This is a genomic window from Myxacorys sp. (assembly GCF_059501405.1).
On record NZ_JCACCM010000134.1, the window covers coordinates 1 to 15703 of the forward strand.

13 protein-coding genes are annotated in these 15703 nt (G+C 49.3%); 11 read left to right on the forward strand and 2 right to left on the reverse strand.

What is annotated here, in order from left to right; all coding sequences use genetic code 11:
* The first annotated feature begins 162 nt into the window (after positions 1-162).
* The 3 genes from AC5I6P_RS18500 to AC5I6P_RS18510 all read left to right on the forward strand — a co-directional run bounded on the left by AC5I6P_RS18500 (position 163) and on the right by AC5I6P_RS18510 (position 5754).
* Positions 163-2601 (forward strand): ATP-binding cassette domain-containing protein, encoded by a 2439-nt coding sequence (locus tag AC5I6P_RS18500; protein ID WP_495695255.1) that lies wholly within the window; start codon positions 163-165, stop codon positions 2599-2601.
* A gap of 215 nt (positions 2602-2816) precedes the next feature.
* On the forward strand, positions 2817-5450 hold the full coding sequence (locus AC5I6P_RS18505) for a DUF8082 domain-containing protein (protein WP_495695256.1): 2634 nt from the start codon (positions 2817-2819) through the stop codon (positions 5448-5450).
* Between the two features lie 160 nt (positions 5451-5610).
* Positions 5611-5754, forward strand: coding sequence for a hypothetical protein (locus tag AC5I6P_RS18510; RefSeq protein ID WP_495695257.1), 144 nt, complete (start codon positions 5611-5613; stop codon positions 5752-5754).
* A 17-nt stretch (positions 5755-5771) separates the two neighbouring features.
* Here AC5I6P_RS18510 and AC5I6P_RS18515 read toward each other — a convergent pair whose 3' ends face one another.
* Both AC5I6P_RS18515 and AC5I6P_RS18520 read right to left on the reverse strand, forming a co-directional pair.
* Positions 5772-5906: a hypothetical protein gene (locus AC5I6P_RS18515; RefSeq protein WP_495695258.1), complete on the reverse strand. Its 135-nt coding sequence runs from the start codon at positions 5904-5906 to the stop codon at positions 5772-5774.
* A gap of 53 nt (positions 5907-5959) precedes the next feature.
* Positions 5960-6862, reverse strand: a complete 903-nt coding sequence (locus AC5I6P_RS18520; RefSeq protein ID WP_495695259.1) for a Tll0287-like domain-containing protein — start codon at positions 6860-6862, stop codon at positions 5960-5962.
* A gap of 369 nt (positions 6863-7231) precedes the next feature.
* Between AC5I6P_RS18520 and AC5I6P_RS18525 the strand changes: the two genes are divergently transcribed.
* The 8 genes from AC5I6P_RS18525 to AC5I6P_RS18560 all read left to right on the forward strand — a co-directional run bounded on the left by AC5I6P_RS18525 (position 7232) and on the right by AC5I6P_RS18560 (position 15593).
* Positions 7232-8203: a phosphate/phosphite/phosphonate ABC transporter substrate-binding protein gene (locus AC5I6P_RS18525; protein ID WP_495695260.1), complete on the forward strand. Its 972-nt coding sequence runs from the start codon at positions 7232-7234 to the stop codon at positions 8201-8203.
* Positions 8204-8353: 150 nt separating this feature from the next.
* Positions 8354-9574: a sigma-70 family RNA polymerase sigma factor gene (locus AC5I6P_RS18530; RefSeq protein ID WP_495695261.1), complete on the forward strand. Its 1221-nt coding sequence runs from the start codon at positions 8354-8356 to the stop codon at positions 9572-9574.
* A gap of 14 nt (positions 9575-9588) precedes the next feature.
* Positions 9589-10743 (forward strand): DUF1822 family protein, encoded by a 1155-nt coding sequence (locus AC5I6P_RS18535; RefSeq protein ID WP_495695262.1) that lies wholly within the window; start codon positions 9589-9591, stop codon positions 10741-10743.
* A 178-nt stretch (positions 10744-10921) separates the two neighbouring features.
* Entirely contained in the window at positions 10922-11632 is a 711-nt protein-coding gene (locus tag AC5I6P_RS18540; protein ID WP_495695263.1) for a MarC family protein, read from the forward strand.
* Positions 11633-12071: 439 nt separating this feature from the next.
* Entirely contained in the window at positions 12072-12308 is a 237-nt protein-coding gene (locus AC5I6P_RS18545) for a sensory rhodopsin transducer (protein WP_495695264.1), read from the forward strand.
* Between the two features lie 178 nt (positions 12309-12486).
* The gene (locus AC5I6P_RS18550) at positions 12487-12684 is read left to right on the forward strand and encodes a hypothetical protein (protein ID WP_495695265.1); all 198 of its coding nucleotides are present in this window, start codon (positions 12487-12489) and stop codon (positions 12682-12684) included.
* A 175-nt stretch (positions 12685-12859) separates the two neighbouring features.
* A complete protein-coding gene (locus AC5I6P_RS18555; RefSeq protein WP_495695266.1) occupies positions 12860-14488 on the forward strand; it encodes an alpha-amylase family protein in 1629 nt (542 codons plus the stop codon).
* Between the two features lie 133 nt (positions 14489-14621).
* Positions 14622-15593, forward strand: a complete 972-nt coding sequence (locus AC5I6P_RS18560) for a TIGR03885 family FMN-dependent LLM class oxidoreductase (RefSeq protein ID WP_495695267.1) — start codon at positions 14622-14624, stop codon at positions 15591-15593.
* The last annotated feature ends 110 nt before the right edge of the window (positions 15594-15703 follow it).

Below are 15703 nucleotides of genomic sequence, written 5' to 3' on the forward strand. Positions count from 1 at the left end.
AAAGCCTCTTGTTGTCTGGCTTCGACTACTGCCTATTTCCGATTAAGTCTAATGCATAATGCTCTTGCTTCTATCGTATGTCCTAATAAGAGGCAGCTTGATGAGCGTCAGAAGGCTCTTCTCACTTCCTCCAGTTTATGCATTGTTTTTGGATCTGCTGTCATGCTAAACACCCTAGATCACACCACTATTGTCGGCCAAACTCAGCCCTTTATTGAGTTAAATAATCATGGGGAGATTCTACGATTCCAATTGCAAGAAGAGCAATATCAGTTGGGGCGCGATCGCACGTGGTCTGATCTAGAAATTCCTGAACAAACATGGGCTGTTTTATCGCGGCGACAAGCCATTTTACAACGGGAAGGCGATTGCTATCGCATCTATGACGGGGATGGCAATACCCCTAGTCGAAACGGCATTTTTATTCATCACGCTCGCCTTTTGGATCAAGGCTGTCTGCTCAAACACGGAATGCAATTAGAAATTGGACAAGATCCAAGCAATCGCATTCTGCTGACCTATCTTGATCCAGCCAGTAGCCCCACAGTGACGCCTAGTAACCTCCGACTCGATTTGAAACCGCTGCGATCGCCCGTCGAACTCGGACGCGAACCCGATGCAACTCGCTATGCAGCCATGAAGCTTGACTCTCCAGTGGTGTCTCGCCGTCATGCCACGGTGTACCAGACTCCAGATGGTGGCTATACGCTGCAAGATCACAGCACGAATGGCACTTTTGTCAATGGAGTGCGAGTCGAGCGGTTTGCAAAACTGCAATCTGGCGATCGCATCCGCATTGGTCCGTTTACGTTGCTCTATCAACGGGGCATGTTGGAACTCGCCGATCGCGGCAATCAAATCCGACTGGATGCTGTTCAACTCGTTCGCAAAGTGACAGATAAGCTCAAAAACGAACGAGTGATTTTAGACAACGTTTCGCTCTCGATCGAACCTGGACAACTTGTGGCATTAGTGGGTGGTAGCGGAGCCGGAAAATCAACGCTGATGAAAACGCTATTGGGAATCGAACCCACCACATCCGGCACCGTTTATTTGAATGGAGATGATCTGCGGCAACACTTTGATCTCTACCGCTCACAGTTAGGCTATGTGCCGCAAGATGACATTGTGCATCGCGACCTCACGGTTGAGGAAGTCTTGGTCTATGCCTGCAAGCTACGGCTGCCGCCCGACACCAAGGTAAACCAAGTCGTGCAGCGAACGCTAGAGCAAGTCAAGCTGCATCACGTCAAACAGACTTTTATTCGCGATCTGAGTGGTGGACAGCGCAAACGAGTCAGCATTGGGGTCGAGCTACTGGCCGATCCAAAACTCTTCTTTCTCGACGAACCTACATCTGGACTCGACCCCGGACTTGACAAAGAAATGATGGCTCTGTTGCGCGAATTAGCCGATCAGGGACGCACGATCATTCTGGTGACTCACGCGACAGCAAATCTAGAAGTCTGCGATCGCATTGCGTTTATGGGACGCGGCGGAAAACTGTGCTATTTCGGGTCGCCACAAGCGGCGCTCGATTTTTTTGAGATGCCTGCCCCCGATTTGAAATACTTTGCCGATATCTACATCAAGCTCGATCAAGGCAAAACTAAGCAAGACGTTGGGGCGACGGTGCAACATTGGGCAACTAAATTTTACAGTACTCAATCGGCTCAGCTAGAGCTGGCGTTAGCCGCGAAATCAAAGCGTTCTTCGAGCCAGAAAGACAGATCCTCTGTTCAGCATGGACGCTCGCCGCTTCAGCAACTCAGATTGCTGAGTCAGCGCTACGGGCTACTCGTGTGGCGCGATCGCTTGAGTCTCTGTCTAACCCTACTGACGGGGCCGATTGGGATTGCTCTAATTTATCTCGCCATTCATGACCAAGATCCATTCCTGCAACTCTCCCCACAAGAGGCGATGCACGCTTCTCTTTGCCTGCGAACGGTATTGGTGATTGGTTGCATTGCAATCTGGGTGGGCATTTCGGGGTCAGCCCAAGAAATCGTTAAAGAATCCGCGATTTATGCCCGCGAACGACTAGTCAACTTGGGCATCGTGCCCTATTTGGGATCAAAGCTGCTCGTTCGCACCGCGATCGCCGCTTTGCAAACGCTGCTGATGGTGGCAGCTCTGCTGATCGGCTTCAAATCTCCAGAGCCAGATCTGTTCTCTTGGGTACTGGGCTTGGGAATCACGAACTTTTTCACGTTGTTCAGCAGTCTTTGCTTGGGATTATTACTGTCAACGTTTGTTAAGACTGAGACAGAAGCGAACAACGCCTTGCCGCTCATCATGATTCCTCAACTCATTTTTTCCGGGATTCTGTTTGACCTTCAAGGATTCTCAACTCAGCTATCTTGGTTGATGTTAAGTCGGTGGTCAGTAGGTGCTTATGGCGCTCTGGTGGATGTCAATCAAATGATCCCCGCCCCGATTGTGATTCCGGGTCAAGCGCCGATTCCTCAACCCCTTCAGCCGAACGCCATCTATGACGCTACGTTGCATAATCTCGGATTGAATTGGATGATTTTACTAGGAAGTGCGGCGGTGTATGTCGCGATCGCGCTCTACCTGCAAAAACGCAAAGATGTGATTTGAGAAATACCTGCGATCGGAGAAGAAAAACTTAAAGTTTAATTTTTTGCTACAGTTTGCTTCAATTCATTCAAGAACACGCTGTAATGGCAGTACGGTTTACTGTTTGAATGGAGAGGCTGTGAGAACGTCACCCTCTGAATACGATTAGATGTTAATGGATTCGCCCGATCGCGGTTTAGACGAAGTGTTGTTTACGGGGTTGAGTAGAGGAGAATATGCCTCCAGTTGGTGTTGGTGCTAGTCGGTTTGCGTCTGCCCTCGAAACGGGTGAGGCAAAGCTCTGGGTGCTGCTCATTGGAGTCAATCAGTACCAAGATGACACGCTGCCTCCGTTGCGGTACGCTGCCCTAGACTGCCAAGGATTGGGAGAAGCCTTGAGTGAGGCAACTCAACCCTTTCCGCAAAAAGAATTTTTGATTCATCACGATCTCGTATCCGAGAGGGCAACTTTAGCGACGATTCAAGCAAGTTTGCAGCGACTGGTGAGCGAAGCCAAACCGAAAGATACGGTTCTCACCTACTTTTCAGGACATGGCATTGTTGATCCGGCGAGTGGTCAAACCGTGCTGTGTGTCAGCGACACGCAAAAGCAAAACGCCCTCCAGACGGGTCTGGCTCTCCAAGAAATGCTGCAAATGCTGGGGGAGTGCGATGCCCATAGTCAGATTGTGTGGCTGGATGCCTGCCATAGCGGAAACATTACCTTGTCTGGAGCGAAAGGATCTGGAGCGAAAGGTCAGTCGGCTGATCCCGCTTTGCTCAATCCCACCCCACACCTGCTAGAACTGCTGCGACAACGAGCCGCTAAAAGTCGGGGATTTTACGCCCTCTTATCCTGCGATCAAGGACAGCAATCGTGGGAATTCCCTGACTTGGGTCATGGCGTGTTTAGCTACTATCTCATGCGCGGCTTGCGGGGAGAAGCCGCCGGGCCACATGGCATTATTGACGCCGATGGGCTTTACCGCTACGTCTACTACCAAACGCTTCAGTATGTCGAGCAAACCAATCAACAACTCCGGCTCGTCAATCAGCAAAAGCGGAACAAAGGAGACACGCATTTTCATTCTGAATACTCGCTGCAAACGCCGAAACGAATTGTCGAGGGAGTCGGTGAAACCATCTTAGGACTTAAGCCCCACATGACGCACATCTGGCAAAAGCGGCAGGCGTTGCTGATCGACGGCTTGATGGAGCAGCCCCTCGATGGCGAAAGTCCTCGGAGCTTGGTAACGCCAATCGCAGAAGTGTTGCAAAGTGACGGCAACTTTGAGTTGCAGTGTTTCTCACCGTCCGACTATCCCGCGATCGCGGATCCGTGGCTAGAAGTGCGGAACGTCATCCTCCGCTTTCTTCAGTCTGATCCTGCCTCGTTGGAACCGCGTCTCAGCCCGGTGCAGCAGGTTGCGACTCGCTTGCTCTATTTCCGGGGCAGCATTGTGACATCCGAGGAGGGCGACTCTTGGCTGGTCTTGGGAGACGGCGCGCAGATTAGCCGGGCATGGCTGCGGCAAGAACTGCGACGATCGCGGGTGGCTCAGCAAGTCGTGATTCTAGACTGTCCGGGCGCAGTGGGTCTAGAAGACTGGCTCGACGATCTAAAGATGGAGTCGGACTATGGGCAGTGTATTCTGGCATGTGCCTCTCCTGCCGATGATCCAGAGTTGTTTGCTCAAGTTTTGCTAGAAGCACTAATTGCGGCAAATCCTCAAACCGGATTACCGATCGCGACGCTGCTTGCTAAGCTTCAGACCAATTTAGATGGCTTGGGGTTGACTTGCCATCTTTGGCTGTCGGGAACCCAAGGCTTAATTGAAGTATTGCCATCGACATCGGGGAACAGTCCTTCGGCGTCAACCCCATCGATTTCAACCAAACCGATGCCTGCGATTAGCGCAACGAGCAACTTCAAAGAAAACGCTTTGCCGTTTCCCCAAGAGGTGATCGCGAGTGTGCTTCCTGAGCAGGCAAGTGGGACGCCGACTGCCATATCTGCCCCGATCGGGTTGGAGCCAATCCAGGATGACCCCGCCCTAACGGATCTGAAGCATCGCCTGCTGCCTGTGCTGATGCCTTTGGTGGGGCCTGTCGCCCCGACCTTGATTGCTCAAGCTGCCGCGATCGCCAATCATTCTCACGGTCTGATCGAGACGATTTCGCAGCTACTTCCAGCCAACAAATGCGCTGCTTTTGCGCGTCAAGCGCAGGCCGTGATTGAAACCTGGGTAGACCGCCCCGAAGAGACGCCACCGAAACAAGTCGTCCCAGTTCCACCCGAACCTCCTACGACCTTGCACCAGTCCGCTCCCGACGCAGAAGGGCTGTCCTCCGAGCATTTGGCAGTTGCCAAGCAAGTTTTGCTGGAGTTAGTCGGACCGATCACGTCGGTTTTACTGAACCAAATTCCACCGGAGACCAATAGCGTTGCAGCGTTAGTAGCCGCACTCTCCAACCATCTTTCGGCTCAACAGTGCGCCATTTTAGAGCAACGGCTATCGTTAATATCACCCGTTCCAGTCCGACCGGATGAGCAATCAGCGTTGACTAACGCTGAAGGGGTTCGCCTCACGAAGTCCGTTGAATCGACAAAGCTAGACCAGGTTTCTACCGGAAGTGGGCGCGGGGTTTCAACTTCTAATTCAGGCGCGATCGATGAAACCTTTATTCAAACCTGCGAATACGAATTAACTCGAATTGTTGGGCCTATCGCTAAGTGGATGGTGAATGGACAGCGGGGTGAAATCTCAAAGATGTCGTCTGTGGCATTTGTTGAGACTTTGGCTGCCAATATTCCTAATGATCAAAAGGCAGCGGAATTTCGGCAGCGATTGCTGAATGTAAAGTTTTGACAAAGGTTGAATGCTGAGAACTCATTGATCTAGAAGCGGTTCTCCTTTACGGGTAACGAGTACTCCCTTGCTGCTCATGAGTACTCCTTTGTTGCTCGCAGGTACTCCTTTGCTACTCATGAGTACTCCTTTGTTGCTCGTGAGTTCCCCTTTGCTGCTCATGAGTACTCCTTTGTTACTCGCGGGTACTCCTTTGCTGCTCATGAGTACTCCCTTGCTGCTCATGGGTACTCCCTTGTTAGTCGCGGGTACTCCTTTGCTGCTCGTGAGTACTCCCTTACAGGTAACGAGTTCTCAGAATTAGTGAACTAGCTCTTAGGGCTAGAAATTGAAGGGGTTGCGGAAGCTGTAGCCTTTAGAGAACCGAGCGATCGCTAGATATTCTGCCAACGTCTTTGCCCTTCTCCTAAGTGGCAGAAGCGGAAATGGGGGCTGATTTAACGGTTCAGCCCCCATTTCCGCAACACTCTAACTTATTTCTTCGATTGGCAACTCAAATGCAGCTTAGATTACTGTTTCTTATTTAACAAATTCATCGAGATTTCTAAACTCGACTTCATGCGATTAAACGCGGCTGCCAGCGTGCCAATTTCATCGCGGCTATTTTGCTCAAACTCGGTCGCCATTTCTCCCATACTGACGGCTTCTGCTGTGCGTGCCATCTGACGAATCGGACGAATTACCGATCGCTTCAGCAAATAATTGATCACAAACACGATCGCCAGAAACACCCCCAACAGAATCGACATAATCAAGGTGAGCGATCGCCGCGCATTATCCAACACTTCTTCCGCCGGAACTGAGACGATCTGAGCAGCAATAATATCGTTCAGCTTCCAACCAAAGCCATTCTGATCCCCATACGTGGCAATTTGGCTCTTGGGTGCTTTATCGACCGTAGAGTGACAGCGCAAACAGCTTTCTTTTCCTACAGCTAACGGACGGGCAATATAAAACACTTGTCCTCCGGGCAAATCGCGGAAACCAGAGATCTCTTTGGTATTTGATTCTTCACGGAATCGTTGGACTAGATTTGCTTCAAAGGAATCGGCTTTGTCTCGCAAATTGGTCGGATTTAACGTGGCTTCTTTATAGAAAAAGTCTTTGTAATCATCAATTTTGCGGACGCGCTGAAAAACCTCCGTTGCTGCGAATGCTGGGACTGTTTCAGCAATGAATGTAGAATCGGTGTCTAGCCGAGGATTCAAAAGCGGTTGAATGTTAGTAGTGGTATAGTCGCGCACTGAATTCATGGTCTGAATTAGAACCAGAGCCTTCGATGTGACTTCGTTTTTGGCGCGGCTTTCTAACACATTAGAGAGCGCAAGTCCACTCAGCGCAAAGCCTCCAACAAATACCAGAGCTAACAGGACGTTAAATCTAGGTCCTAATTTGAGTCGTTGTAACCACATGCTTCAAACCTCGGTGCTGATAAACTGACTCTGACCCCTTTACAATCTTCAGAATTTAGACAAGTGCAATCTGCGTCAGTAGGCAATTCTAAGACAATCCCATAGACAGTCAATCCTAGAGACGCTCACTCAGCAATTTTTTGGAGCTTAGCGGTGCGAATCACAGTAATTTGTCTAGCGATTTGTCTTCTGATGTGACTCTTGATGAATCTAATTCTAATCATCGAATGAAATGGAGAAAATGCTGCAAATTTAAACAAAAACTAAGGTTATTAGCAATACTGTTTCACCTGGAAAGAAAGATGGTATGAAACAATTGAATGGTTCACTTGAATGGTTCACTTGAAGACTCAACTTCGTTTATAGCTTGTGCAACGAAAGTTCCCTCGTCGTTTATTTCTAGCTTCTCTCTTTATTGCCGCGTGCAGTCCCCGATCCCACTCGTCTAGCCGACAGCAGCTTGTGTTAGGAACGGTGAGCTATGGCTCTGGCGAAAAAACGATCGCGCAGTACGATCGCTTGATTCGCTACCTTGAAGAAAAACTGCAAGCCGTGGTGCAGCTTGAACCTGCATACAATGAGCGCAAGGCATTAGAGCGCCTCAAGTCGCAAGCGTGGTCAATCGTCTTCGCCCCGCCTGGACTTGCCGCGATCGCGCTGACAAAACATCGATACCTTCCGGTGGCTCCGTTAGCAGGCGTGAGTAGTCTGCGATCGGTGCTGGTCGTTCTAAAAAACAGTCCTTATCAAACTCTGGGATCGCTTGCTGGCAAAACCTTAGCGATCGGACAACCGGGATCCGCTGTCGGCTACTATTTCCCCATTTTCAATCTCTATGGATTAACCTTGGCGAGTTTAGCGATTCCAGGAACCCCGAAAGCGATTTTAGACGCGATCTCGCAAGGCAAAGCCGACGTGGGAGCACTATCGCTAGAAGAGTTTAATACCTATAAAACTGAGGTCAATCAAGCTGAGTTTCGGATCTTGTTTACCGACGCTCACACCGTTCCATCTGGACTTGTCTTAATCAGTCCCAACGTCGATCGCACCGTGCAAGAATCCATTCAGAAACTTCTAAATGATATGCCGTCGGTGGTGGCTCAAGAAGCCGGATTTGTTCCCAATGGCATGATTCCAGACTACACTTACATGATCTCGGTTGTGGAGCGAGTTCGCACCATTTTTCCTGCCGAAACCGAGGAGGGAGCCGCTTTGCTGACTCAAAAGCCTGTGCGTCTATTTAGAGATGGAGAAACCCCTCCTGAAACGTTAGCGACTCCTGCGGCTACCCCACCCCCTTCAGATCCTTCTACGTCCTTGCCTGATCCTAGTCCTACTTGATTCACCTGCGATCGCTCCGCAATCTGCCAAGGGAATCGAAAGGTTCACTCCCACGTCTTCACCGACTAGCAATTGACCCGATTTTCTGTTCTAATGTTCGATTCAATAAATGCTCGATTCAGTCAATAATAGTTAAGGTTTCTAATCGCGATGCGTCCCCGTCGAAGCATTCTTGAACTTTTCTCAACATTCCTGCAATTTGAAAATGATGCGGCACGCGATTGGCTCAGCGATGCGCGATTGCGACGGAGCATGCAAGCCAATCTCGATTGCTCCGCAGGCTTCCAAGGGAATCAATCTGAGCAAATCGAGCCGACAGAAACCTTTTGGGCGCTGTACTGGCACAAACTCTGGCAAACGAAAGAAAATCCTCTCGCAAGCGGGCATCTGGCGGCTTACCTACAAGAAGTGTGTTATTGGAGTGCCCAAAAGCTGGCGCTCAATCTATCCACTCGATCGTCGCTGGCAGACTTCTTTCAAATCGCGATCGCAAAGCTCGATCGCGTCTTAGCTGGGTTTAATCCGCAACACAGTTCGGGCTTAAGAAGCTATGCCAGCTTAGCCTTTAGCAATGTAATTAAAGATACACTGCGCTTACGGCAAGAAGTCGATATCTGTACAGATTGGGCATTGCTGCACAAACTAAGTTGCAAACGGTTTGTTGAATCATTACAGAACTTTGGATTCAATGCTACTACGATCGCGTCCTACCGACTGGCTTGGGAGTGCTTTAAACTCATCCACGCACCCACGGATGGAAAGATCCGTAAATTAGGTAAACCCGATGCAGCGACATTCGCGGCGATCGCTCAGCAGTATAACCGCGATCGCATCAGTACGCTCGATCCCTCGTCTCCACCCACAACACCTGTCTTGGTAGAGCAATGGCTGATTAGTTGCGGCAAAGCGGCGCGATCGCTCCTTTACCCGATGCTCGTTTCCGCCGATGCCTCAAAATCGGGTCAAGAGAGCGGTGAATTATTAGACGACCTTGAGTTCACCTTTCAAGAATCGTCGCTCATGAAGGTGATTGCTCAAGAAGAAGAAAAGAACCGCGACGATCAGCGATCGCAGCTAAACGCGATTTTACTGCGATCTCTCGTCAAATTAGATCTCCCGTCTCAGCGACTATTGCAGCTTTACTACGGACAGGGGCTGACTCAGCAAGACATTGCAAAACAATTAGACATGAAACAATACACCGTGTCGAGACGGCTCACCAGCTTGAGACAAGGATTATTAGATACTTTAGGCAAGTGGAGCCAAACAACCCTGCATAAATCCCTCGACTCGAACGTAGTGCAAACCATGAGTACAATTTTGGAGGATTGGCTGAAAGTGCATTACGCTCATCCAGACCTTCCTTCCTAAACCGAGGCAAGTTCATGTTTTCTCCTGCGTCGTCCATGATTACTGATATTCTTCAACTGCATCTAGCCATCCCTGAGGCATCGGTTGAGCGCTTTTGGCAACAGCAGCCATCGCCGTTTTCTGCCAACGGAATTCGCTGGACGGCGTCGCTGAATCAGATCTGCTTGGACGCTCTCTTGCCGTGGATTCAAGAAGTCCATGCTTCAAAGGCACGGGTTTGGAAGAATCCTGCCAGCTTGTCCAGCATTTGGGAAGTAGTCAACGGCTCCGCTATTGATTTTGATCATCAGCGCTTGGTCATCATTCCGACAGCGGCAGCGGATTTTGAAGAGTTGCGAGTGCCGCAAGAGTGGGCAGATTTGCCAAGTTGGGCAGGAGATTACTATGTGTCGGTTTATGTCAACCCTGATGATCAAGAGATTCGGGTATTGGGCTATGTGACCCATCACATGCTGAAGCAACGGGGACAGTATGACGCCTACGATCGCACCTACAGCCTGGAAGCTGACTGCCTGATCGGAGATTTCAATGTACTGTGGACGGCTCGCCGTCTCTGTGCGGATGAAGTGCGGCGAGCGGAAATCGCGCCCTTACCTGCACTCTCGCTTGAGCAAGCGGATTCTTTAATTCATCGCCTCGCTGATGCTTCAATTTTGGCTCCTCGTCTGGCAGTTCCCTTTCAGCAGTGGGGAGCGTTGCTAGAGCATGACGGCTGGCGACAGCGCTTATATCAACGACGCTTAGGACTTCCTGAGGCGTGGTCAGTCCAGCAATGGCTGCAAACTGGAATTTCTGATCTGGCTCAACAACTTGGGTGGGGCACAATGGACTTGCAGCCCAATCTCGCCCGTGGAGCCAACGGTGCAGCGAGAGTACTAGTCCGGCAACTGACGATCGCGGGCAAGCTCTACGAGTTTTGCGTGTTTCAACAAAGTGAAGAAGTGTGGCGATTTGAATTGCAAAGTGCGTCGATTGGAGGTCTGATTCCCGGCGGGTTTAAGTTGCGGTTACTGACCGAAGATTTGATGCCATTTGAGAACAACGAAGACATTGCTACGAGTGCCATTGAGCAACTTTATCTTGAAGTTTGTCTGAGTCCGGGAGATGCCTTGACTTGGGAAATCGAACCTTTGCCAGACAGCTACGAACGCGAAATTCTGCGATTCTAAGGTCAAGTTTTAAGGTCAAAGGGTGTGGATCAAATCCCTCTTTGGACTAGTTGCTACCTGTAACTCGGCTCAAGCGGCGCGTTTGTCATTAGAATTATTGGCGAGAATGATCTGCGACAGAACCAACGATCGCGGCAGAAGTTGTTAATCTAGTTCTTTACTCTTCTCTTTAACAACGATGGTTTTAGCTCCGTTCCTTGGCGTCGCCGTACCTGCTGCTTGGCAAGCGATCGCGCAATTGATTGATGCTCCCTTTCTAGCAAAAGCCTTTTTAACGTTGTTTGTGGTGATTGACCCGATCGGGCTAATTCCGCTATTCATCACGCTGGCCCGGGGTCGCACAGAAGAAGAACAAGCTCACATTGCCCGTCGTGCTGTTCTGTTCTCGGCAGGTATTCTGCTGGCATTCTCGTTTAGTGGCGCGTTTCTGCTACGCTACCTTGACATCAGCATGGAAGCGTTCCAGACAACGGCGGGCATTCTGCTCTTTAAAATTGGCATTGATATGGTATTTGCTCATCGCGAGCGAGAAACCAAAGAAGAAGAACAAGAGGCGCAGATCCGAGAGGATATCAGTGTGTTTCCGCTCGCCATTCCGCTGATTGCCGGGCCGGGTACACTGGCCAGTCTGCTGATCTTGATCAATGAGGGAAAGGATTATTCGCTTGGAACAGAGATCGTGTTAGCCGATGCCGCGATCGTCCTGTTGATTGCTTATGGCTTGCTGCTGCTCGCGAATGTGTTGGCGAAGCAACTAGGTCAGACCGGGGTGAATGTCGTCACGCGGCTGTTTGGCGTGTTGCTAGCGGCGCTGGCGGTGCAGTACATTGCCGATGGCGCGATCGCGCTGCTCAAAACTGGGCTACTCGACGTTTTACATACGGCTTAGGAACGTGGATCAAATAAAGTGGAAGAGTTATGAGAATGGCTCTAAGCTAAATTAATGGCACAGGCACTCAGTTCTGTGATGAAATCCTACACCCGAGAAATCGAAGTTCAAATGCAGCGTTACTATCAGTCGCTGTCTAAGAAAGACCGCCGCCGTTAGGCTGCAATTGAAGCGGTAAAACTGGGGTATGGGGGACTGGCGTAGATGAACTATGCGCTTTCAGCGCAAGGCTTTAGCTGCTACACAGCTTCTGATTGCGAGGTTGTTAGACGTGAAAGGGTGAGTCGGAAGAACAGGAGAAGCGGAGGCAGGCAATCGTTGAGACGATGTGAGGCAAAACGAGAGCAGCAAAGACGCGCGATCGTGGACGATGGACTCGGCAAGGACGAGTTCACTTGGGCTTTCAGCCCTGAAGGAACCTATGCACTTTTAGTGCATAGTGGTTGAGTTCAGCGATCGCGAACCTGTAGGACCCTATCGCGTCACTGTCCCGGCGCGACGTACTAAGCACTTACGGTTTAATGACTTATCTGATCCTGAATTGATTCCCCGTGATACAGACTACGCCAGTGTAATTGAATCGAACGTGCCCATCGTAGTTCAGCACACCCGTCTGGATTCACGTCAGGCAGAAAATGCCTTATTAAGTACTATTGCCTTTGCTAGTAATGATTAGGGGCTGATCTCATCAATCAAAATTAATGGCAACTATCTCAAAAAGACCCAGTTTTCTCAGAGACAATATCCAACTTAAAGAAGAAGATTAAGTTATAGCTTTTTCATAGTATCAATACAAAATTTGCTCCAGACAACAAATGATTGAAAATGATTGAGTAAATGAAGAGGCGACAGTCATGACAAGTAAGCCTGTAAAAACCCTGATTCAAATTGCTTTAGCTGGTGTGGTTTTAATGGGTGCCGTTGCTTGCACTCCTGAATCCGGAGAGCGCGAAGGCGCTGTTGAAAGAGAAGGCGCTGTTGAAAGAGAAGGCGCTGTTGAAAGAGAAGGGGAAGGTGAAAGAGAAGGGGAAGGTGAAAGAGAAAAAGATTAAAGATGATAAATCAAGGCTTATCAACTAATATTTATGACCACCTATTTATGATCGCCATATTGGCTTCCAAAAATGTGTCTAATGTAGAGACGTGCATGCAACAACGTCTCTACAAGAATTTGAGAACTGTTGGTTCAATTGACCGCATTTGAGATTAGCTAAAGAGATCATATCAATGAAAAGTGCTTGGTATAAAGATGCCATCCTCTACTCGTTAGATGTAGAAACATTTATGGATGGCAATGGCGATGGCATAGGCGATTTTATTGGACTTACCCAGCACCTAAACCATCTAGCTGGGTTAGGTGTTACTTGCTTATGGCTACTGCCGTTTTACCCATCCCCCAATCGGGACAATGGCTACGACGTGATGGATTACTACAATGTCGATCCACGATTAGGAACATTGGGCGATTTCGTCGAGTTCATGCACCAAGCGCGAGAGCGAGGAATGCGAGTGTTGATCGATTTAGTCATCAATCACACGTCTGATCAGCATCCTTGGTTTCAGCAATCTCGCTCCAACTCTCAATCTCGCTACCGCAATTACTATGTTTGGTCAGAGAATCCACCTGAGAGCGATCCGAGCCTGATCGCCTTTCCCACGGTGGAAGATAGCTTATGGGAGTATGACGAGCAGGCAGATGCCTATTATCTGCACCACTTCTACAAACACCAACCTGACCTGAACATCGCCAATCCCTTAGTACGAGAAGAGATCTGCAAAATCATGGGCTTCTGGTTGGAATTGGGTATATCCGGTTTTCGGATCGATGCAGCTTCTTTTGTCATCGAAGGCATCGGCATCGCAGAGGCTAACCAGAAAAGCCTACAGAGCTTTTTTGATGAGATGCGGGGATTTCTGACCTCGCGCCGAGGAGATGCGGTATTGCTGGCAGAGGCAAATGTGCCAGCAGAAGAAATTCCTACTTATTTTGGGCAGGGAAACCGCATCCATCTACTGTTCAATTTTTTGCTGAACCAATACATGTTCTTAGCACTGGCTCGTCAAGCAGCCGAACCGTTGGACTATGGGCTAAAAAAATTACCAGAAATCCCTGCCCAGTGTCAGTGGTTAAACTTTGTGCGTCACCATGATGAACTAACGCTCGATCGCCTGAGTGACTCAGAAATGCAAGAAATATTTGACGCTTTTGCCCCCCAAGAAAATATGCAGATTTTTGGACGGGGAATTCGTCGTCGCTTACCTCCTATGCTCAAGGGCGATCGCCGCCGCATCGAACTCACTTATAGCTTAATGTTTAGTTTACCAGGCACCCCCTTATTACGATATGGCGATGAGATCGGCATGGGCGATGACTTATCCTTGCCAGGACGAACAAGTGTGCGAACGTCTATGCAATGGTCTGACGAATCAGGTGGCGGTTTTTCTGACGCGCCCCCTGACCAACTCACTCAACCTGTCATCAGTGAGGGAGAATACAGCTACAAAGAGGTTAACGTTGCTCAGGAACAGCGCGATCCATCAGCCCTAATTAACTGGATCGAACGCCTGGTTCGGATTCGCAAGCAATGTCCAGAGTTTGGCTGTGGCACATTACATATTCTAGAAACTGATGATCCCTGTGTCTTTGCTCACTGCTGCGTCTGGAGCGATCGCGCCGTGATTGCCGTACATAACTTAGCAGACCATGACTGTACAGTCACACTTAAATCAACTAATTATGAGCATCTATTCGATCTGTTTAGCGATCGCCCCTATGAATCATTAAATGGGGATCACAAAACCATTCGATTGTCTCCCTATGGCTACCGCTGGTTTCGAGTCAATTGGGCTCATTAAGCGCTGCTATGACACACACAATTCTCAATTCCACCAAAACTGATTACTTATAGCATCTACGCTTTGTTGGAAGCTTATTATCGTCGCATTGTTAACGAGTAGATTGCAGTCAATTATCAGGAAAGATATAGTCATGGTACAAATTGGTTATCACGCCTCTCATGAACAATTTCAGCCCAGTCAACTGCTGAAGTATGCTCAAATGGCAGAACAGGCAGGATTTACGCGCGTTCTCTCATCCGACCACTTCCATCCCTGGAGCGAGCAACAAGGGCAAAGCGGTTTTGCTTGGTCTTGGTTAGGAGCAGCGATGCAGGCAACTCCCAGCCTCTCTTATCGGGTGGTCAATGCTCCAGGCGATCGCTATCATCCTGCGATCATTGCCCAAGCCGCCGCCACCCTCGCCGAAATGTTTCCCGATCGCTTTTGGTTGACGGTGGGGAGCGGTCAGGCGCTAAACGAGCATATCACCGGAAATAAGTGGTTAATCAAGCGCGATCGCAATACTCGACTGAAAGAGTGCGTTGACATCATCCGAGCCTTATGGGCAGGCGAAACCGTTACCCATCATGGGTTAGTTTGTGTGGAAGAAGCCAAACTCTATTCGCGCCCTGACACTCCACCGTTGATCATTGGAGCGGCAGTTACAGAAGCGACTGCTGAATGGTTAGGCAGTTGGGCTGATGGGCTGATTACCATTTCACGCCCACCCGAAAAACTAAAGCGAGTCGTTGATGCATTTCGACGTGGGGGTGGGGAAGGTAAGCCGATGATTTTGAAAGTTCAGCTTTCCTACGATCGCACGGGCGACCTGGCTCGTCAAAAAGCCCACGAACAATGGCGCAACAATATTTTTAAGAATGTTTTGATGACACAGCTACGAACACCGCAACAGTTTGATGCAGCAGGAGAATTTGTCACACCAGAAGAGCTGAATGAACACGTCCGGATCTCAGCCGATCCACAGCAGCAGATTGAATGGCTACAGAAGGATATTGAATTGGGCTTTGATGAATTGATTTTGCATAACGTCAACCGAGAGCAGGAACAATTTATCAAAGCTTTTGGGGAGAAGGTTCTGCCAACGCTAACAGCGCACAAGTAGAACAACATTTGATCACAAGACGAGTTAGCAATATATTGATTTTCAGGCGAGTGAGGTATTCTCAGGACTTACGCAGTGACGCTAGGAGTAGGGTCTGGTCAAGTTGAGTC